Source organism: Nocardioides sp. YIM 152588 (genome assembly GCF_040191335.1).
GTDB lineage: Bacteria > Actinomycetota > Actinomycetes > Propionibacteriales > Nocardioidaceae > Nocardioides.
The window spans coordinates 232,241-252,179 of the sequence record NZ_JBEGDJ010000001.1; the positions used below are offsets into that span (position 1 = coordinate 232,241).

A 19,939-nucleotide genomic window follows, 5' to 3' on the forward strand; every position below is an offset into this window, starting at 1 on the left:
GCAGGCGGCGGGCCGGTCTCCGCGCCCGCCGGCGCGTCAGGGCTGGACGCCGAGCGAGGGCAGCAGCGTCTCCGGGTTGACCGGGACGTCGCCCTGGCGGATCTCCAGGTGCAGGTGGGGACCGGTCGAGTTGCCGGTCGAGCCGAGGGAGCCGAGCACGTCGCCGGCGGAGAGCTGCTGGCCGATCTGGACGGACGAGGCGGACAGGTGGCAGTACCACCAGGTCCTTCCCTCGGCGTCGACGACCGACACCCGCAGGCCGTAGGCGCCGGCGTACGCGGCCGACTCGACGCGGCCGGAGACGACCGCGCGCACCGGCGTGCCCAGCGGCGCGGCGAAGTCGAGGCCGGTGTGCGTCGAGGACCACATCGAGCCCGCGTTGCCGAAGCGTCCGGTCAGTCGGTACCCGGTCACGGGGAGCACGGCCGTCACGGGCGCGATCTCGGGCCGCGCGACCTTCTTGACGGGTTCGGGAGCCGGGCGGAGGGCGGGGCGCTGGATGACGGTGCGGACCGGCCGCAGCGCCTGGCGACGCTCGGGCTCGAGCTCGGCGTTGCGTGCGATCTCCACGGTGGCGGCCACGGGGACCACCCTCAAGCGCTCCCGAGCGGCTGCTGTAGGCTCCGGCATCAGGAACGCACCAGCCAGCATCAACCCGGCCAGCGACGGCACGACAAGTGCCTTGCGCAGGGTCTTGAGCAGGGGCGTCACAGGTCTGATTCCTTCGTTCGTTACAGTGCCCGCTGTCACGGGCGCCGCGATCCAGTGCGCCAAAATCGGGCCGGATACCCCAATTCCTCGGAACGCAATCTGTGGCGCCGGTCACCTGTCGGCGCCGACGGCCCCGCTCAGATCCGCGAATTGTGCGACCGAACTCACACCGTCCGGGGCTTGCGCCCGGCGTGGAAGGATGAGCGCATGGATGTGGCCCACGACGCAGACCGCGCCCCTGTCGAGCACGCCGATCCGGCCGCCGAGGTGGTGGACCTGTGCCGGGATCTGATCCGCTTCGACACCTCGAACTACGGCGGCGCCGACGGCCCCGGTGAGCGCAGGGCGGCCGAGTACGTCGCCGCGCGGCTGGAGGAGGTCGGCGTACCCGCCGAGATCATCGAGACCGCCCCCGGGCGGGCCAACGTCGTCGCCCGCTGGGGCGGCGACGGCGAGCGCGAGGACGCACTGCTGGTGCACGGCCACCTCGACGTGGTGCCCGCCGCCGCGGAGGACTGGACAGTGGACCCCTTCAGCGGCGAGGTCCAGGACGGCTACGTGTGGGGTCGCGGCGCCGTCGACATGAAGGACTTCGACGCCATGGTGCTCGCCGTGGTCCGTGCGCGGCAGACCGCCGGACGCGCACCCGCCCGCCCGGTCGTGCTCTGCTTCACGGCCGACGAGGAGGCTGGCGGCCACCACGGGGCCGAGGTGCTCGTCCGCGACCGGCCGGAGCTGTTCGAGGGGTGCACCGAGGCGGTCGGCGAGGTCGGGGGCTTCAGCACGACCGTGCGCGGCCAGCGCCTCTACCTGATCGAGGCGGCCGAACGAGGCATGGCGTGGATGCGGCTCACCGCGCGCGGCCGCGCCGGGCACGGCTCGATGATCAACGACGAGAACGCGGTGACCCGGCTCGCCTCCGCCATCGCACGGATCGGCGCCCACGAGTGGCCGCTGCGGCTCACCCCGACCATGCGCACGCTGCTGGCGACGGTCGGCGAGGTGGTCGGCGAGGAGGCGACGCCCGAGAACGCCGTGGCGCTGATGGAGGAGTTCGGCAGCGCGACGCGGATGCTGGGCGCGGTGCTGCGCAACTCCGCGAACCCGACGATGCTCGACGCCGGCTACAAGGTGAACGTGATCCCCAGCGAGGCCACCGCCCACGTCGACGGACGCTTCCTCCCGGGCTACGAGGACGAGTTCTTCGCGACGCTCGCCGAGCTCATCGGCGACGACGTCACCACGGAGTTCGTGAGCCGCCAGCCACCCTGGGAGATGCCGTACGACGGCGCCGTGGTCGACGCGATGACGCGCAGCCTCGTCGCCGAGGACCCCGACGCGCTGGTCGCTCCCTTCCTGATGAGTGCGGGCACCGACGCCAAGCACTTCGGCCGGCTGGGCATGCGCACCTACGGGTTCACGCCGCTGCGGCTCCCGGCGGACCTCGACTTCACGGCGCTGTTCCACGGGGTCGACGAGCGCGTCCCGGTCGACGCGCTGGAGTTCGGAGCCCGGGTGATGGACCGGTTCCTCGGCGAGGTCTGAGCGCCCGGCGTACCGGTGTCAGAGCGAGCCGGCCAGCCAGGTCAGCGCCTCGACCGTGTGGTCGTTCCAGAAGACGCGGGTGTGACCGCCGTCGGTGTAGGTCTGGACCTCCGGCGGCGTCGGCAGCCGGTCGGCGACGGCGCAGACGTCGTCGTAGAACTGGTCGCCGGTGCCGCACCACAGGGCCGTCCGGGCGCCCGCGAGCCGGGAGAGGTCGGTCAGCGCCGGGTCGTCGTCGGCGACCGCGGGGCTGAACAGCGCCCACGAGCGCGCCCACTGCGGGGTGTCCAGGGCCAGGCGGAGCGCGCCGTAGCCGCCGCGGGACCAGGCCCAGACCGCGCGCCGCGAGACGTCGAACCGGCGCTCGCCCAGCCACCCCGGGAGCTCGTCCCGCAGCATCGTGAACGGGTCGACCCCGGCGCCGGGGACCCAGCCGTACGGGCCGTCGTCGGTGCCGGCGAGCACGAACGGCGGCGCACCCGCCGCCACGGCGGCGGTCACGAAGCGCCCGAACCCGAACCCGCGGAACTCCGCCGCGGACGCGCTGGCGCCGTGCATGACCACGACCACGGGAAGCCCGGCGCCGTCGCCGTGGCCCGCCGGCACCGCGGTGAACAGGTCGACGTCGGCGCCCAGCGCGCGTGAGCTCACCGTGGTCAGCTCGACGACGCCCTCCTCGGCGTCCGGGATGTAGGGATCCGGCGTCAGGCCGAGCGCCCGGCGCATCCGCCACGGCGCCGCCTCGAGGGTCGCCACACCCAGCAGCCCTGTCGCCGCCACGCCACCGGTCCCCAGCAGCGCCCCGCGGCGCGTCAGACGCATGTCCACACGCTAGTGGGACACGGCCTCGTGCGGAGGGCGATCAGGCGGTGCGGACCGCCCGGATGATCTTGCGCCTCAGCACGACGCGCCGCTTCCCGTCCGGCCCGATCTGGACCCGGTCCAGCTCCCAGCCGCCGTGCTCGGCGCGCTCGACGAGCATCCTCGCCACTGCGCCGCGGGAGAAGTCCCGGTCGAACGTGACCCGGTCGAACTCCCACTCGACGGCCCGCCCGAGCCCCCTCAGCAAGCTCGGTCGCGGCATCGTCGGGGGCCGGGTCACCGAGCGCCGTCGGACACGTCGTCGAGGGCGTACCGGATCTCCGGCGGCAGCACGCGGTCCTCCACCCCGAGCACCGCCTTGAGCTGCGCCGCCGTGCGCGCGCCGACGATCGGGGCCGTCACGCCCGGCTGGTCGCGCACCCATGCCAGCGCGACCTCCAGCGGGGACCACCCCAGCCCGTCCGCGGCCCGGCAGACGGCCTCCACGATCCCGCGGCTGCGCTCGTCCAGGTAGGCCTCGACGAACGAGGAGAACGACTGCGAGGCGCCGCGGGAGTCCGACGGCGTGCCGCCCCGGTACTTCCCGGTCAGCACGCCGCGGCCCAGCGGCGACCACGGGAGCAGGCCCATGCCCATCGCGGCCGCCGCCGGCAGCACCTCGTGCTCGATCCGGCGGTTCACCAGCGAGTACTCCATCTGGGACGAGATCAGCGGGGCGCGCCCCGGCACGGCTCGCTGCCAGGTGGCGGCCTGGGCGGTCTGCCAACCGGTGAAGTTGGAGACGCCGACGTAGGCGGCCCGGCCGCTCGACACCGCGTGGTCCAGAGCGCCGAGGGTCTCCTCGAGCGGCACGTCGTCGCTCCAGATGTGGACCTGCCACAGGTCCACGTGGTCGGTCCCCAGCCGGCGCAGCGACGTGTCCAGGCCGCGCAGGAGGGCGCCACGGGAGGTGTCGGTGGCACGGTCGCCGCCGCGCCGCCAGATCCCGGCCTTCGTCGCGAGCACGACCTCGTCGCGCGGAACCACGTCGCCGAGCAGGCTCCCGATCAGCGCCTCGGAGCGACCGTCGGTGTAGCCCGCCGCGGTGTCGACGAGGGTGCCGCCGGCCTCGACGAACGCGACCAGTTGGTCGCGCGCCTCGTGCTCGTCGGTGTCCTTGCCCCAGGTCATCGTGCCGAGGCCCAGTCGGGACACCCGGAGGCCGCTGGAGCCGACGTACCGCTGTTGCATGGGGCACAAGGTAGCGGCCGATCCCAGGGACCTCCGACTGGGCACGCCGCCACGGCCTAGGATCACCCCTCGTGGTCGAGTACCTCCAGGCGATCTTCCTCGGCGTCCTCCAGGGACTCACCGAGTTCCTCCCCATCTCCAGCAGCGCGCACCTGCGGATCTTCCCCGAGCTCTTCGGGTGGGGAGATCCGGGCGCGGCGTTCACCGCGGTGATCCAGATCGGCACCGAGGTCGCGGTGCTGCTCTACTTCTGGCGCGACATCTGGCGGATCGCCCGCGCCTGGGTCCTCTCGCTCTTCAAGCCCGAGCACCGCGGCACGCTCGACGCCCGGATGGGCTGGTACGTGATCCTCGGCTCGCTGCCGATCGTGATCCTCGGCATCCTGCTCAAGGACGTCATCGAGTCCGACTTCCGCAACCTGTGGGTGATCGGCACCACCCTGATCGTCCTCGGTGTGATCCTGGGCATCGCCGACCGCGTCGGCCGCACCGATCGGGAGATCAAGCACCTCCGCCTCCGCGACGCGCTGCTGATGGGCGTGGCACAGGCGTGCGCGCTGATCCCCGGGGTCTCCCGCTCCGGCGCCACCATCTCGATGGGCCGGTTCCTCGGCTTCGACCGCGCCGCGGCCACCCGGTTCGCCTTCCTGCTCGCGATCCCCGCCGTCGTCGGCGCCGGGCTGTTCGAGCTCCAGGAGATCTCCCACGTCGGCGAGGCGGCACCCGGCGAGGCGGCGTACGGCTGGGGACCCACGATCACCGCGACGATCGTCTCCTTCCTGGTCGGGTACGCCGCGATCGCGTGGCTGCTGCGCTACGTCTCCACGCACTCCTACCGCCCGTTCGTGATCTACCGGGTGGTGCTGGGCGCGGCGGTGCTCAGCCTCCTCGCCGGCGGCGTGCTCACCCCCTGAACCGGTGGCGGCGCGACCGGGTCAGATCCAGCCGGAGCGCTTGAAGAAGATCCACAGCGCCAGGATCGAGGCGACCATCAGGCCGATCGCGATCAGGGTGCTCGCGGGTGACTGCGGGAACGGCAGGGGAAGGTTCATCCCGTAGAAGCCCGCGATCAGCGTCGGCACGGCGGCCAGGCCGATGCCGGCGGAGATCTTGCGCATGTCGTCGTTCTGCTGGACGGCGATCGCCGCCATGTGCGCGTCGAAGGCGGACGAGAGCAGCGCGTCGAGCGTGTCGATCTCCTCCGCCGCCTGGGCGAGGTGGTCGCTGACGTCGCGGAAGAACGGCGCCGACGACTCCTCCACCAAGGGCACCGAGCCGGTCGCGAAGCGCCGCATCGGCTCGCGCAGCGGCATCACCGCGCGGCGCACCTCGGCGAGCTCCCGCTTGAGCGTGTAGATCCGGCCGGAGTCCTTGGTGCGTCGGTCGCTGAAGACGGACGTCTCCACCTCGTCCACGTCGGTCTGCAGGTCGGCGACGACCGCGGTGTAGGCGTCGACGACCACGTCGCACACCGCGTAGACCACCGCCGACGGCCCGTGGTCGAGCACCGCCTGCCGCGCCTCGAGCGCGTGCCGGGCGTCGCGGAGCGGGGACCCGCGACCGTGCCGGACCGTGATCACGTAGTCGCGACCGACGAAGAGATTGATCTCCCCCGTCTCGACGGCGTCGTCCGCGTCGACGTACCAGAGGGTCTTGAGGACCAGGAACAGCCCGGACTCGTAGCGCTCCAGCTTGGGCCGCTGGTGGGCGGTGACCGCGTCCTCGACGGCGAGCGGGTGCAGGTCGAACGCCTCGGCGACGGTGTCGAGCTCGATGTGGCTGGGCTCGTACAGGCCGACCCACACGAAGTCGCCGGGCTCGGTCGCCGCCGCCCGGAGCGTCGTGTAGTCGTGCCGGTGGCAGTCGACCTCCACCCGGGCGCCGTTGCGGTACACCGCGCTGTCGACGATCACCCGATCAAGGTAGCGGCTGGAGTACCCACGGCTAGGCTCGCGCACCGTGGCCACCCTGATCCTGGTGCGGCACGGCCGCACCACCGCCAACGCCGCCGGCATCCTGGCCGGACGCCTCCCCGGCGTGCTGCTCGACGAGACCGGCGAGAGGCAGGCGACCCGAGCGGCCGAGCGACTCGCCGGGGTGCCGCTGACCGCGGTCGTCACCAGCCCGCAGGAGCGGTGCCGCCAGACCGCCAAGGCGGTGCTCTCCGCGCAGCGTGACGCGGGGCGGTCGCTGCGGGCCACCACCGACCGCGCGCTGGCGGAGTGCGACTACGGCGACTGGCAGGGCCGCCCGCTGAAGGAGCTGGCGCGGGAGAAGCTCTGGCGCACGGTCCAGGCCCAACCCTCGGCCGCGGCCTTCCCCGGCGGCGAGTCGCTGGTGCAGATGCAGCAGCGGGCGGTGGCAGCGGTACGGCGCCGGGACGCGGCGATCACGGACCAGCACGGCGCCGACGCGGTCTGGGTCGCCGTCAGCCACGGCGACGTGATCAAGTCCGTGCTCGCCGACGCGCTCGGGCTCCACCTCGACCTGTTCCAGCGGGTCCACGTCGACCCGGCGTCGATCTCCGTGGTCCGCTACACCGCCGAGCGACCGTTCGTGCTCGGCACCAACACCCACGCCGGCGACCTGGGCTGGCTCGCCCCGCCGCCGCGCGCACGGCGCCGTCGGAAGGCCGGTGACGCCGAGGTCGGCGGCGGCGCGGGACCCGAGCCCGCCGGAGACGCCGGGTAGTCCCGGGGGTGGGGCCGCCCCCTAGGCTGAGCGTCATGGCGATCGTGCACGGATTCGACTCCCCGCAGCGGTTCGTCGCGGGCACCGTCGGCGAGCCCGGCCAGCGCGCGTTCTTCCTCCAGGCGCGCGAGGACGCCCGCCTTGTCAGCGTCGGACTGGAGAAGCAGCAGGTCGCCGCGCTCGCCGAGCGGGTCGACGAGCTGCTCGACCAGGTGATGGCGGAGGCGACCACCCAGAGCGTCGTGCCCGCGATGGCGCCGCTCGGCATGGTCGACGACGGACCGCTGGACCAGCCGATCGACGAGGAGTTCCGCGCCGGCACGATGACGCTGTCGTGGGACCCGTCGGACGAGCGGGTCGTGATCGAGGTGTTCCGGCTCGGCGAGGACCTCGAGGACGAGACCGAGCCCGAGGAGATGCTGGTCGTGCGCCTCGAGCCCGGCCAGGCGCGGGCGTTCGTGCAGCGGGCCGAGCGGGTGCTGGAGGCCGGCCGGCCGACCTGCCCGTTCTGCGGCCAGCCGATCGACGCCGAGGGCCATCTCTGCGTCCGCGCCAACGGGTTCAAGCGCCGCGATCCGTGAGCCAGGGGGACACGGCATGGGACTGACGCTGCGCGGCCGGATCATGCCGGCGTCGAACGCCACCTTCCTCGCCGACCTCGACGGCACCGAGGTCGTCTACAAGCCCGTGGCCGGCGAGCGGCCGCTGTGGGACTTCCCCGACGGCACGCTGGCCGACCGCGAGGTCGCGGCCTACCTGCTCTCGGAGGCCACCGGCTGGGACCTGGTGCCGCGCACCTGGCTGGGGGAGGGTCCGCACGGGCTCGGGATGCTGCAGGAGTGGCAGCAGGTGGACCCCGAGCAGGAGCCCGTCACGCTCGTGCCCGAGGGTGAGGTGCCGGCTGGATGGCTGCCGGTCGTCGAGGGTCTCGACGAGCTCGACCGCCCGATCACCCTGGTCCACGAGGACTCCGCCGCGCTGCGGCGGATGGCCGTCTTCGACGTCATCGCCAACAACGCCGACCGGAAGGGCGGTCACGTGCTCGCGATGCCCGACGGCAGCCGCTACGGCGTCGACCACGGCCTGACCTTCCACCACGAGCCGAAGCTCCGCACCGTGCTCTGGGGGTGGGCGGGCTCGTCGCTCGCGCGGGACGAGTGCGCCGTGGTCACGCGGGTGGCCGAGGCCCTCGGCGGCGACCTCGGCGACCGGCTCGCCGACCTCCTCGTCGATCACGAGATCGAGGCGGCGCGGCGGCGGGCGGAGCTGCTCGTGGAGCGCGGCGCGCTGCCGCGGGCCGGGGCCGGGTGGCCCTCCATCCCGTGGCCGCCGTTCTGACACCGGGGCGCTTCGCGGCGACCCCGGGGGAGCGCCGGGTGCGGCCCCGTCGCGGTGGTCCTCCGGTCCGGTGACTAGCATCGGCGGCATGCGCGCATGGACCTCGGCCGAGATCCCCACCCTGGCCGTCACCGGCCCCGAGGTGTCGCTGCACGACACCGCGACCCAGGGCCGGGTGACCGCCACCCCCACGGGAACGGCGCGCCTCTACGTCTGCGGCATCACCCCGTACGACGCCACGCACATCGGCCACGCGAACACCTACCTCGCGTTCGACCTGCTCAACCGGGCCTGGCGCACCGCGGGCCACCCGGTGCGGTACGTCCAGAACGTCACCGACGTCGACGACCCGCTGCTGGAGCGCGCCGACAAGGTCGGCGTGGACTGGGTGGAGCTCGCCGAGCGGGAGACCGAGCTCTTCCGGCAGGACATGGAGGCGCTGCGCATCCTGCCGCCGGCCGAGTACGTCGGCGCCGTCGAGTCGATCCCGCTGGTCATCGACCTGATCCAGCGCCTCGACGCCGCGGGCGCCATCTACCGCGTCGAGGACGACCTCTACTACGCCGTCTCCGCCGACCCGGCGTTCGGCCGCGAGTCCAACTACGACCGCGAGACGATGCTGCGGTTCTTCGGCGAGCGCGGCGGGGATCCGGACCGCGCCGGCAAGAAGGACCCGCTGGACCCGGTCGTCTGGCTGGGCGAGCGTCCGGGCGAGCCGTCCTGGGAGAGCCCCTTCGGGCCGGGCCGGCCCGGCTGGCACATCGAGTGCGCGGCGATCGCGCTGGAGCACCTCGGCGGGGCCTTCGACGTCCAGGGCGGGGGCAGCGACCTGGTCTTCCCGCACCACGAGATGTGCGCCGGCCACACGCAGGTCGTCTCGGGGGAGCCGTTCGCGCGCGTCTACTCGCACGCCGGGATGGTCGCCTACGGCGGCGAGAAGATGTCGAAGTCCCTGGGCAACCTGGTCTTCGTCTCCGCGCTCCGCAACAGCGACATCGACCCGATGGCCGTCCGGCTGACGCTGATGCGCCACCACTACCGGACCGACTGGGAGTGGACCGACGACCAGCTGTGGCAGGCGGTCGACGACCTGGCCACGTGGCGTCGCGCGCTGTCGCTCGGCGCCGGCGCCGCGGCGGGGCCGGTGGTGACCGAGGTGCTCGCGGCACTGGCCGACGACCTCGACGCGCCGCGGGCGACCGCTGCGGTCGACGCCTGGGCCGCCGCGACGCTGGGCACCGACGGCCTGGCCGACACCTCCGACCCGGACGCCGCGGCCACGCTGCTCCCGGTCCTCGACGCCGCCCTCGGCCTGACCGTCTGACCCGCCGATCAGTCGTTCGCGTCGCCGCCGCGCCGCTTGAGGTAACGCTCGAACTCCCGGGCGATCGCCTCGCCGGACGCCTCCGGGAGGTCGGCGGTGTCGCGCGACTCCTCCAGGGACCGGACGTAGTCGGCGATCTCCTCGTCGTCCCCGGCCAGCTCGTCGACGCCGCGCTCCCAGGCGCGCGCCTCCTCGGGCAGGTCGCCGAGCGGGATGCTGGTGCCGAGCAGCTCCTCCAGGTGGCCGAGCATCGCCAGCGTCGCCTTGGGGCACGGCGGCTGGGCGACGTAGTGGGGGACCGCGGCCCAGTACGAGACCGCCGGCAGGTCGAGGCGCACGCACGCGTCCTGGACGACCCCGACGATGCCCGTGGGCCCCTCGTAGGTGGACTCGGTCAGCGAGAGCCGGTCGATCAGCTCGGGCTCGGTCGCCGTACCGGTGACGGGGATCGGCCGGGTGTGCGGGGAGTCGGCCAGGAGCGCCCCGAACGTGACCACCAGCTCGGCGCCCAGGTCGTCGACCGCCGCGAGCAGCTCGGCGGTGAAGGCCCGCCAGCGCATGTTCGGCTCGATCCCGCGGATCAGGATGACGTCCCGGTCGAGCTCGGGCGGCGAGGCCACCGCCACGTGGGTGCTCGGCCAGGTGAGCTTGCGGAAGCCGTTGTCGTCCAGGCCGACCGAGGGCCGGTTCACCTGGAAGTCGTAGTAGTCCTCGGGGTCGATCGCCGCCACCACCTTGGCGTCCCAGACGTCCATCAGGTGGTCCACGACGCCGCTCGCCGCCTCTGCCGCATCGTTCCAGCCCTCGAAGGCCGCGATGACCACCGGCCGCTCCAGGTCGGGAACCTCGTCGATCTCCATCACACCTACGAGCCTAGACGGGTCGCGGACCGGAACCGGGCAGGGACGCGGAACCGGCTGCCGTAGACTTGCCCGCAGCCGAGAGGCGTTGCAACGGAAGGGCGTTCCCCGACCGCCACGCTCGGTCTCCCACCGTGGATCAAGGACGCCTTCCCGCTGAGGAAGGAATTGGAATGACTGAGTCCCAGGGAGCGGCCGCCTGGCGCCCCGACGCCACCGACGAGCTCGCGGCGCTGCTGCGCGAGCGGATCGTGATCATCGACGGCGCCATGGGCACCGCGATCCAGCGGGACCGCCCCGACGAGGCCGGCTACCGCGGCGAGCGGTTCGCGGACTGGCCGAGCGACCTGATCGGCAACAACGACCTGCTCACGCTGACCCAGCCGCAGATCATCGCCGGCATCCACCGCGAGTACCTCGAGGCAGGCGCCGACATCATCGAGACCAACACGTTCAACGCCAACGCGGTCTCCCTCTCCGACTACGGCATGGCGGACCTGGCCTACGAGCTGAACCACGCCTCCGCCGTCCTGGCCCGCGAGGCCGCGGACGCGGTGGCCGCCGAGACGGGCCGCAAGCGGTACGTCGCCGGCGCGCTCGGCCCGACCACCCGTACCGCCTCGATCAGCCCCGACGTCAACGACCCGGGCGCGCGGAACGTCTCGTGGGACGAGTTGGTGGCGGCGTACGTCGAGGCCGGGCGCGGCCTGGTCGACGGCGGTGCCGACGTCCTGCTGATCGAGACGATCTTCGACACCCTGAACGCCAAGGCCGCGATCTTCGCGGTCGAGACCCTCTTCGCCGAGACAGGTCGCCGGTGGCCGGTGATCATCTCCGGCACGATCACCGACGCCTCGGGCCGCACCCTGTCCGGCCAGGTGACCGAGGCCTTCTGGGCGTCGGTCAGGCACGCCCGCCCGCTCGCGGTGGGACTCAACTGCGCGCTGGGCGCGAAGGAGATGCGGCCCTACATCGCCGAGATGGCGCGCGTGGCCGACACCTTCGTCTCCGCCTACCCGAACGCGGGGCTGCCCAACGCCTTCGGAGAGTACGACGAGACGCCGGAGCAGACGGCCGCGGTGGTCTCGGAGTTCGCGAGCGCCGGCTTCGTCAACCTGGTCGGCGGCTGCTGCGGCACCACGCCCGACCACATCGCCGCGATCGCCGCCGCCGTGGAGGACGAGCCCGCCCGCCGGCCCGGGGCCGCGGCGCCGTCGATGCTGCTCTCGGGGCTGGAGCCGTTCGCGATCACCGATGACTCGCTCTTCGTCAACGTCGGGGAGCGGACCAACATCACCGGCTCGGCCCGGTTCCGCAACCTGATCAAGGGCGGCGACTACGACACCGCGCTGTCGGTCGCGGCCCAGCAGGTCGAGAACGGCGCGCAGGTGATCGACGTCAACATGGACGAGGGCATGATCGACGGCGTCGCCGCGATGGATCGCTTCCTGAAGCTGATCGCCGCCGAGCCCGACATCTCGCGGGTGCCGGTGATGGTCGACTCCTCCAAGTGGGAGGTCATCGAGGCCGGCCTGAAGAACGTCCAGGGCAAGGCGATCGTGAACTCGATCTCGCTCAAGGAGGGCGAGGAGAAGTTCGTCGAGCAGGCCCGCCTGTGCCGCAAGTACGGCGCCGCGGCGGTCGTCATGGCGTTCGACGAGAACGGGCAGGCGGACAACCTGCAGCGGCGCAAGGAGATCTGCGCCCGCGCCTACCGGATCCTCGTCGACGAGGTCGGCTTCCCGGCCGAGGACATCATCTTCGACCCGAACGTCTTCGCGGTCGGCACCGGCATCGAGGAGCACGCCTCCTACGGGCTGGACTTCATCGAGGCGACCCGGTGGATCAAGGAGAACCTGCCCGGCGCGAAGGTCTCCGGCGGCATCTCGAACGTCTCCTTCAGCTTCCGCGGCAACAACCCGGTGCGCGAGGCGATCCACGCGGTCTTCCTGTTCCACGCGATCGCCGCGGGGCTCGACATGGGCATCGTCAACGCCGGCGCCCTGGTCACCTACGACCAGATCGACCCCGCGCTGCGCGACGCCATCGAGGACGTCGTGCTGAACCGGACCGACGACTCGTTGGCCGCCACCGAGCGGCTCCTCGAGCTGGCCGAGCAGCACCGCGGCAGCGGCAAGGTCGAGGAGGCGGCCGCCGAGGAGTGGCGCGCCCTGCCGGTGGCCGAGCGGATCACGCACGCCCTGGTGAAGGGCATCGACGCGCACGTCGAGGCCGACACCGAGGAGCTGCGCGCCGAGATCGCCGAGCGCGGCGGCCGCCCCATCGAGGTGATCGAGGGCCCGCTGATGGCCGGCATGAACGTGGTCGGCGACCTCTTCGGCGCGGGCAAGATGTTCCTGCCGCAGGTGGTGAAGTCGGCCCGCGTGATGAAGAAGGCCGTCGCCTACCTGATCCCCTTCATCGAGGAGGAGAAGGCGAACGACCCGGCACTGGCCGCGCAGAGCGACAGCAACGGCACGATCGTGCTGGCCACGGTGAAGGGCGACGTCCACGACATCGGCAAGAACATCGTCGGCGTCGTGCTGCAGTGCAACAACTACGAGGTGATCGACCTCGGCGTGATGGTGCCGGCGCAGCGGATCCTGGACACCGCCGCCGAGGTGGGCGCGGACGTCATCGGCCTCTCCGGCCTGATCACCCCGAGCCTCGACGAGATGGTCGGGTTCGCCGCGGAGATGCAGCGGGTCGGCCTCGACGTACCGCTCCTGATCGGCGGCGCCACCACCTCGCGCGCCCACACCGCGGTCAAGATCGACAAGAAGTACGACGGGCCCGTGGTGTGGGTCAAGGACGCCTCCCGCTCGGTCCCGACCGTCGCGTCGCTGCTCTCCGAGGAGCGCCGTCCGGCGCTGATGGCCGACGTGCAGGCCGACTACGACGCCCTGCGGGCCCGGCACGCCAACAAGACCGAGCGGCCGCAGCTGGCGTTCTCCGAGGCGTCCGCGAACCGCAGCCCGATCGAGTGGGACGGCTACGCGCCGCCGCAGCCCGCGCGTCCCGGCGTGCATGTGCTGAAGGACTACGACCTGGCCGAGCTGCGCGAGTTCATCGACTGGCAGCCGTTCTTCAACGCCTGGGAGATGAAGGGGCGCTTTCCCGACATCCTCAACAACCCGGCGAGCGGCGAGGCCGCCCGCAAGCTGTACGACGACGCGCAGGCCATGCTCGACACGATCATCGCCGAGCAGTGGATCTCCGCCCAGGGCGTCTACGGCCTGCTCCCGGCCGCGAGCACGGGCGAGGACGTGGTCGTCTACACCGACGAGACGCGCTCGCAGGAGCGTGCGACGCTCTTCCAGCTGCGCCAGCAGGGCCAGCACCGCGGGGGCATCCCGAACCGGTCGCTGGCCGACTACGTGGCGCCGATCGGCACCGACGCCGGCGGGCACGACTGGGTCGGCGCGTTCGCGGTGACCGCCGGCATCGGGCTCGGGGAGCGGGTGCAGGCGTTCAAGGACGCCCTCGACGACTACTCGGCGATCCTGCTGGAGTCGCTGGCCGACCGCCTGGCCGAGGCGTTCGCGGAGCGGCTGCACCAGCGCGTGCGCACCGAGTTCTGGGGCCACGCGGCGGGGGAGGACCTCTCCAACGACGACCTGATCGCCGAGCGCTACTCGGGCATCCGTCCGGCGCCCGGCTACCCGGCGTGCCCGGACCACACCGAGAAGCTGACGATCTGGGACCTGCTCGACGTGCAGGCGTCGACCGGCATCGAGCTGACCGACCACATGGCGATGTGGCCGGGCGCCTCGGTCTCCGGCCTCTACTACAGCCACCCCGACGCGCAGTACTTCGTCGTCGGCCGCCTCGGTCGCGACCAGATCGAGGACTACGCGGAGCGGAAGGGCTGGACGGTGGCCGAGGCCGAGAAGTGGCTCTCGCCGAACCTGGGCTACGACCCCGAGGACTGAGCCCTGCCGGTCGTTGAGGTGCGAGCGAAGCGAGCCGGCTCCGGTGGTTGAGGTGCGAGCGAAGCGAGCCGGCTCCGGTGGTTGAGGTGCGAGCGAAGCGAGCCTCGAAACCACCGTGCCCCACCGGTTGGCACCCGCAACTACTCCGGCGTGTCCCGTGATCTGGGGCACGATGGAGGGATGCTCGGGGTCCGTGAACGTTTCCGGGAACGACGACGGCGGGGGAGGGGCCGTGGCGTGGCGCGCGCGGCGGCCATCGCCCTCCTCGTGGGCCTGGTGGCCGTCCACCCGGCGGTCGCCGGCGCCGGCCCGGGGCGTCCCGGGCACGGCGCCGCCAGCAGGGCAGTCCCGGGGGCGGGCCCGGCCGACCACCCCGGTTTCGGGTGCGGCCCCCGGCGGTTCGCCTGGCCCCGGCTCTGCGCCGGGGACCGGGGTTGGTGCCGCGGCTGGCTCGGGGGCACGGGGCGTGCGGTGATCGCCCGCGACGACTCGATGTACGTCTGGGAGGACCCCGCCCAGATCGAGAGCGGGAACATCTCCGAGGACTACGAGCCGGTGACGCTCGTCGGCTTCGCCGCGGCACGCGGTGTCGACACGATCATGGTCGCCGTGCCGTGGGCGCTGCCGGACGGTGCCTGGGTGAACACCCGCGCGTGGCTGCGCGAGGTGGTGCTCCTCGCGCACGCCCTGGACATCGAGGTCCTCGCACTGGGCGGGGAGAACTCCTGGGCGGCGGAGCCGGCGCTGGCCGTGCAGTGGATGGGCGACGCGACGAGCGCCGGGATCCCGTTCGACGGCGTCAACTTCGACGTCGAGCCGTGGTCGCTGCCGGAGTGGGAGACCGACCGCGAGACGGTCAAGGCGCAGCTGATCGGGATGCTCGACGAGGTGGCGGCGACGCCCGCCCGCCCGGTGGTGCACGTGGACGTGCCGTACTGGCTCGCCGACGAGTCCTTCCCCGGCGAGTCCAGCATGGCGGCGGCGATGTTCGCCCGCGCGGACGGCGGCACCGTGATCACCTTCGTCGACCGGGCCTTCGGCGAGGGCGGCATCGTCCGCCTCTCCCTGCCCGCGCTGGACGCCGCCGCCGAGCACGGGCTGCGGGTGCCGATCGCGGTCGAGGTCTCCGAGGACATCGGCCCGGAGTGGAGCTTCTCCGACGACGGCACCCGGGCCCTGCGCCGGGAGACGTTCAAGACCCGGGCGGCGTTCGCCTGCCACCCGGCGTTCGCCGGCATCGCGGTGGAGAAGTACGTCGCCTGGCGTCACCTGGGACCGTGACGGGCGAGCTCAGGAGCCGATCACCGAGGCGGGCACGATCGCGACCAGCCCGACCACGGCGAGGATGCGGAGGACCACCTCCGCCACGGCGAGCCTGCGGCCGCGACCGCCCAGGTGGGCGACCGCCTCGTCCTTGACCGCCGAGGTCCACAGCAGCGACCGGCCTGCCGAGGCGAGGCGGAACCGGTCGAAGGCACGGGCGCGGCGGGATCGCCGGTCCTCGCCCGGCTGGATGTCGTAGCCGGAGCGGGAGGCCGCCACCAGCACCAGGACGAGCACCACCGGCCCGAGCAGCAGCCGCAGGATGAGTCCGACGGCGAACAGGGCCAGCGGCGAGACCACGGCCCCCACCAGGTCCTCCGCGCTGTCGAGCTGCTCCGCCTCGAGGTCGGCGGCACGGCCGACCGCCACCGCCACCGCGACTCCGAAGGTGATCAGCACGAGCGTCCCGGCCCGGTAGAGGCGCAGCCAGAGCGCCCAGCCGGCGTACCGGCCGCCGGGGCCCAGCATCAGGTCCGCGGGGATCCCGTCGGACCCGGCGGTGGTGGCCGGCGCGACCGACCGCCGTCGCCCCTCGTGCCCGCCCGCCTGCCGCATGCCGGGCATCCTGCCATCCGCCGCGGTCGCCGCGGTTTGCGTCGGTCGGCCGCCCACCCGGCATGCTGGCGCTGTGGAACCGAGTGACGTGGCAACGGACGACCGACGACCGCTCGCGGCCGTCCTGTGGGACATGGACGGCACGGTGGTCGACACCGAGCCGTACTGGATGGCGGCCGAGCACAAGATCGCGGACGACCACGGCGGGACGTGGACCACCGAGGACGCGATGAACCTCGTCGGCAACGAGCTGTCGGTCTCCGGGCGCTACCTGAAGGACAAGCTCGACCTGCCGTACTCGGTCGAGGAGGTCGTCGAGCTGCTGCTCGACGGCGTGGTCGAGCAGGTGCGCCACCAGGTGCCGTGGCGGCCGGGCGCCCGGGAGCTGCTGCTCCACCTCCGCGCCGCCGGCGTGCCGTGCGCGCTCGTGACGATGTCCTACCAGCGGTTCGTGGAGCCGATCCTCGAGCACCTGCCCGAGCACACCTTCGACGTCGTCGTGACCGGCGACCAGGTCGACAACGGCAAGCCGCACCCCGAGCCGTACCTGCGGGCGGCGGAGCTGCTCGGCGTACCGATCGAGGACTGCGTCGCGATCGAGGACTCGCCGACCGGCGCCGCCTCCGGTCTCGCCTCGGGCGCCCGGGTGCTGGCGGTACCGAACCACGTCCCGGTCCCGGCCGTGCCCGGGCTGAACTTCCGGGACTCGCTGGTCGAGGTAACGGTCGCCGACCTCGAAACGTTGCCTATTCGAGACCTCGATTCGGGCACGAATCCGTAGCCGACCTGCCGTTATCTGAGTAACTTCCGTCGCCATCGAGCCTCTGAGCAGCAGAGGTTTCTTCTCAAGGAGATGGTGACAGCGGTGAAGCGGAAGCTTGGTGCACTCCTCGGAGTGAGCGTCCTCGCCGTCGGCATGGCAGCGTGCAGCGACACGCCGCCGCCGGCGTCGGAGGACCGTGAGCCCCTCGGGGTCAACTACTCGACCGGCGACCCCGCTGCGGACAGCAGCGACGAGTGGACGCTCGGCACGACCGACACGATCACCGCGGTCGACCCCGCCGGCGCCTACGACTTCGGCTCCTGGAACCTGCAGTACCAGATGTTCCAGACCCTGGTCTCGGTCCCGGCCAACGGCTCGGAGCCCGAGCCCGACGCGGCCTCCTGCGCGTACGACGACCCGCAGACGATCACCTGCGACCTCGACGAGGGCCTGACCTTCGCCAACGGCAACGAGCTCACCTCCTCGGACGTGAAGTACTCGCTCGAGCGCAACATCGCGATCAACGACCCCAACGGCTCGGCGATCCTGCTCGGCTCGATCATCGACGACAGCAACCCCGACAAGCCGGTCCTGGCCAAGGGCGCCGTCGAGACCCCGGACGACACCACCGTCGTCTTCCACCTCAACAAGCCGGACCTGACCTTCCTCAAGGTCCTGTCGACGGCCACCGCCTCGATCGTCGACGAGGAGGTCTACCCGGCCAACAAGGAGCTCGCCGACACCGACGAGCACTCCGGCTCGGGCCCCTACGTCCTCGCCCAGTACAAGGACGGCGTCCAGGCGACGTTCGAGCTCAACGAGAACTACGCCGGCCCCCACCCGGGCATCGCGCCGCGCGTCTACGTCTCCTACTACAAGGACGACGCCTCGCTGGCCTCGGACATCAAGAAGGGCGCCATCGACATCGCGTGGCGCTCGCTGAGCCCGACCCAGCAGCAGGGCCTCGCCGACGACGGCGTCGCCGTGCTCAAGGGCAACGGCTCCGAGTTCCGCTACTGGGTCTGGGACATGAACGAGGGCGCGGGCACCGAGGCGGCCGTCCGCCAGGCCGTCGCCCAGGTCCTCGACCGCGACCAGATCTCGGCGAACGCCTACGACGGCACCGTCACGCCGTCGTACTCGATCGTCCCGCCGGGCTTCGGCGGCCAGAAGGACTCCTTCATGGACGTGTACGGCGACCCGGACGTCGACGCCGCCACGGCCCTCCTCGAGGACGCCGGCGTCGAGACCCCGGTGGCGCTCAAGCTCGGCTACCCGCAGGAGCACTACGGCCCCAACGCCGTCGACGAGGCGACCGAGATCGCCGAGCAGCTCAACGACACCGGGCTGTTCGACGTCACCACCGAGACCGGTGAGTGGGAGCAGTACCAGACCGACTACAAGAAGGACGCCTACGACCTCTTCATGCTCGGCTGGTACCCGGACTTCCTGGACGCCGACAACTACCTGAGCCCGTTCGTCGTCGACGGCGGCTTCTTCGCCAACGGCTACTCCAACGACGAGGTCAACACGCTCGTCGACGAGGAGCTCGCCGAGACCGACGAGGCGGCCCGCGACGAGATCATCGGGCAGATCCAGGACATCGTCGCCGAGGACGTCCCGCTGATCCCCAGCTGGAACGGCGCGAACATCGCGGCGGTCGGTGAGGGCATGGGCGGCGTGCAGGACACGCTCGACCCGACCTACATCTTCCGCTTCTGGATGATCACCAAGAGCTGAACCCCGGCATCCGGGGGGCGTCCGCGTGCGGGCGCCCCCCGGGTCCGTGTCTGACCGCATCACATACTTCTCGGAGGTCCGTTGAGCTCGAGCAGGGGATCCCTGCCCCGCTACATCGCCGTCCGCACCCTGCTCGTCATCCCGATGATGTGGGTGCTCCTCACGATGGTCTTCATCCTGCTCCGCGTCGCCCCCGGCGACCCGGTGACCGCCGCCGCGGGCGGCAAGCTCTCGGCCGACGAGATCGCCCGGCGCCAGGCCGCGCTGGGTCTCGACCAGCCGCTGTTCCAGCAGTACCTGGACTACCTCGGCGACGTGGTCCGCTTCCGGTTCGGCAACGCGATCTCCGACGGCACGCCGGTCACCACCCTGATCCGCGACCACGGCGGCGCCACGCTGACCCTGACCATCGGCGCGTTCATCTTCGCGGTCGGCGTCGGCGTGCCGTTGGGCCGCTGGGCCGGCCGGCACCGCGACACGATCATCGACGCGCCGATCCGGCTGCTCGGCATCGTCGTGTACGCCGCCCCCGTCTTCTGGATGGGCATCCTGCTGATCCTGCTGATCGGCAACCTCTGGCCGTCCTGGCCGACCTCCGGCATCGCCTCGCCGCAGGCGATCTTCGAGGTGCCGACCCACACCCACATCCTGCTCGTGGACGCCGCGATCGACGGCACCTACTTCTGGGACGTGCTCCAGCACCACCTGCTGCCCTGCTTCGTGCTCGGGCTGCTGCTGGCCGGCGTCATCGTGCGCCTGGTCCGGATCAACGTCATCCAGACCATGCAGGCCGACTACGTCGAGGCGGCCCGCGCCCGCGGCATCTCCGAGCGGGTGGTCGTCCGCGACCACGCCTTCCGCAACGCGCTGGTGCCGGTGGTGACCGTGATCGGGCTCCAGGTGGCGCTGACGCTCTCGGGTGCCGTGCTCACGGAGAACACCTTCAACTGGCCGGGCCTCGGCACCGACCTGGTCGACTACGTGATCGCGCGCGACTACGTCGCCGTGCAGGGCCTGGTCACCTTCTTCGCGCTGATCGTCGTCATCGTCTCGGTGGTGGTCGACGTGATCAACGCGCTCATCGACCCGAGGGTGAGGTACTGAG

General features: G+C 72.1%; 18 protein-coding genes. 11 read left to right on the forward strand and 7 right to left on the reverse strand.

Going from position 1 to position 19,939, the window contains the following annotated elements; translation table 11 throughout:
• Nucleotides 1-36: 36 nt before the first annotated feature.
• On the reverse strand, nucleotides 37-711 hold the full coding sequence (locus ABLM29_RS01160; protein WP_349711628.1) for a M23 family metallopeptidase: 675 nt from the start codon (nucleotides 709-711) through the stop codon (nucleotides 37-39).
• Nucleotides 712-918: 207 nt separating this feature from the next.
• On the opposite strand from ABLM29_RS01160, the gene ABLM29_RS01165 reads away from it, so the two are divergent.
• A complete protein-coding gene (locus tag ABLM29_RS01165) occupies nucleotides 919-2,256 on the forward strand; it encodes a M20/M25/M40 family metallo-hydrolase (RefSeq protein WP_349711630.1) in 1,338 nt (445 codons plus the stop codon).
• Nucleotides 2,257-2,274: 18 nt separating this feature from the next.
• Here ABLM29_RS01165 and ABLM29_RS01170 read toward each other — a convergent pair whose 3' ends face one another.
• The 3 genes from ABLM29_RS01170 to ABLM29_RS01180 are packed head-to-tail and all read right to left on the reverse strand — an operon-like array spanning nucleotide 2,275 to nucleotide 4,308.
• A complete protein-coding gene (locus ABLM29_RS01170) occupies nucleotides 2,275-3,078 on the reverse strand; it encodes an alpha/beta hydrolase (RefSeq protein WP_349711631.1) in 804 nt (267 codons plus the stop codon).
• A 40-nt stretch (nucleotides 3,079-3,118) separates the two neighbouring features.
• Nucleotides 3,119-3,325 carry a DUF5703 family protein gene (locus tag ABLM29_RS01175; protein ID WP_349711633.1) on the reverse strand — a complete coding sequence of 69 codons (207 nt, stop codon included), beginning with the start codon at nucleotides 3,323-3,325 and terminating at the stop codon, nucleotides 3,119-3,121.
• A 29-nt stretch (nucleotides 3,326-3,354) separates the two neighbouring features.
• Complete coding sequence (locus ABLM29_RS01180; RefSeq protein ID WP_349711634.1) at nucleotides 3,355-4,308, reverse strand: aldo/keto reductase; 954 nt, start codon at nucleotides 4,306-4,308, stop codon at nucleotides 3,355-3,357.
• Between the two features lie 71 nt (nucleotides 4,309-4,379).
• Here ABLM29_RS01180 and ABLM29_RS01185 point away from each other — a divergent pair, with 71 nt between their 5' ends.
• Complete coding sequence (locus ABLM29_RS01185) at nucleotides 4,380-5,222, forward strand: undecaprenyl-diphosphate phosphatase (protein ID WP_349711636.1); 843 nt, start codon at nucleotides 4,380-4,382, stop codon at nucleotides 5,220-5,222.
• Nucleotides 5,223-5,243: 21 nt separating this feature from the next.
• On the opposite strand, the gene ABLM29_RS01190 is transcribed toward ABLM29_RS01185, so the two are convergent.
• On the reverse strand, nucleotides 5,244-6,221 hold the full coding sequence (locus ABLM29_RS01190) for a magnesium and cobalt transport protein CorA (RefSeq protein WP_349711638.1): 978 nt from the start codon (nucleotides 6,219-6,221) through the stop codon (nucleotides 5,244-5,246).
• Between the two features lie 46 nt (nucleotides 6,222-6,267).
• Here ABLM29_RS01190 and ABLM29_RS01195 point away from each other — a divergent pair, with 46 nt between their 5' ends.
• The 4 genes from ABLM29_RS01195 to mshC all read left to right on the forward strand — a co-directional run bounded on the left by ABLM29_RS01195 (nucleotide 6,268) and on the right by mshC (nucleotide 9,661).
• Nucleotides 6,268-6,999 carry a histidine phosphatase family protein gene (locus ABLM29_RS01195; RefSeq protein ID WP_349711640.1) on the forward strand — a complete coding sequence of 244 codons (732 nt, stop codon included), beginning with the start codon at nucleotides 6,268-6,270 and terminating at the stop codon, nucleotides 6,997-6,999.
• Between the two features lie 35 nt (nucleotides 7,000-7,034).
• Entirely contained in the window at nucleotides 7,035-7,580 is a 546-nt protein-coding gene (locus ABLM29_RS01200) for a DUF3090 domain-containing protein (RefSeq protein WP_349711642.1), read from the forward strand.
• Between the two features lie 16 nt (nucleotides 7,581-7,596).
• A complete protein-coding gene (locus ABLM29_RS01205; RefSeq protein WP_349711644.1) occupies nucleotides 7,597-8,337 on the forward strand; it encodes an SCO1664 family protein in 741 nt (246 codons plus the stop codon).
• Between the two features lie 88 nt (nucleotides 8,338-8,425).
• Nucleotides 8,426-9,661: a cysteine--1-D-myo-inosityl 2-amino-2-deoxy-alpha-D-glucopyranoside ligase gene (gene mshC, locus ABLM29_RS01210; protein ID WP_349711646.1), complete on the forward strand. Its 1,236-nt coding sequence runs from the start codon at nucleotides 8,426-8,428 to the stop codon at nucleotides 9,659-9,661.
• A gap of 8 nt (nucleotides 9,662-9,669) precedes the next feature.
• Here the strand turns inward: mshC and ABLM29_RS01215 are convergent, their stop codons facing one another.
• Nucleotides 9,670-10,521, reverse strand: a complete 852-nt coding sequence (locus ABLM29_RS01215) for a PAC2 family protein (RefSeq protein ID WP_502889132.1) — start codon at nucleotides 10,519-10,521, stop codon at nucleotides 9,670-9,672.
• A 173-nt stretch (nucleotides 10,522-10,694) separates the two neighbouring features.
• On the opposite strand from ABLM29_RS01215, the gene metH reads away from it, so the two are divergent.
• Nucleotides 10,695-14,453: a methionine synthase gene (gene metH, locus ABLM29_RS01220; protein ID WP_349711649.1), complete on the forward strand. Its 3,759-nt coding sequence runs from the start codon at nucleotides 10,695-10,697 to the stop codon at nucleotides 14,451-14,453.
• 237 nt (nucleotides 14,454-14,690) lie between these two features.
• Nucleotides 14,691-15,734, forward strand: a complete 1,044-nt coding sequence (locus tag ABLM29_RS01225; RefSeq protein WP_349711651.1) for a hypothetical protein — start codon at nucleotides 14,691-14,693, stop codon at nucleotides 15,732-15,734.
• A gap of 9 nt (nucleotides 15,735-15,743) precedes the next feature.
• On the opposite strand, the gene ABLM29_RS01230 is transcribed toward ABLM29_RS01225, so the two are convergent.
• Nucleotides 15,744-16,331, reverse strand: coding sequence for a hypothetical protein (locus ABLM29_RS01230; protein WP_349711653.1), 588 nt, complete (start codon nucleotides 16,329-16,331; stop codon nucleotides 15,744-15,746).
• Nucleotides 16,332-16,419: 88 nt separating this feature from the next.
• Here ABLM29_RS01230 and ABLM29_RS01235 point away from each other — a divergent pair, with 88 nt between their 5' ends.
• The 3 genes from ABLM29_RS01235 to ABLM29_RS01245 all read left to right on the forward strand — a co-directional run bounded on the left by ABLM29_RS01235 (nucleotide 16,420) and on the right by ABLM29_RS01245 (nucleotide 19,938).
• Nucleotides 16,420-17,112, forward strand: a complete 693-nt coding sequence (locus ABLM29_RS01235; protein ID WP_349711655.1) for an HAD family hydrolase — start codon at nucleotides 16,420-16,422, stop codon at nucleotides 17,110-17,112.
• Between the two features lie 114 nt (nucleotides 17,113-17,226).
• Nucleotides 17,227-18,834 carry an ABC transporter substrate-binding protein gene (locus tag ABLM29_RS01240; RefSeq protein ID WP_349711657.1) on the forward strand — a complete coding sequence of 536 codons (1,608 nt, stop codon included), beginning with the start codon at nucleotides 17,227-17,229 and terminating at the stop codon, nucleotides 18,832-18,834.
• A gap of 81 nt (nucleotides 18,835-18,915) precedes the next feature.
• Nucleotides 18,916-19,938 (forward strand): ABC transporter permease, encoded by a 1,023-nt coding sequence (locus tag ABLM29_RS01245; RefSeq protein ID WP_349711659.1) that lies wholly within the window; start codon nucleotides 18,916-18,918, stop codon nucleotides 19,936-19,938.
• Nucleotide 19,939 lies beyond the last annotated feature (1 nt).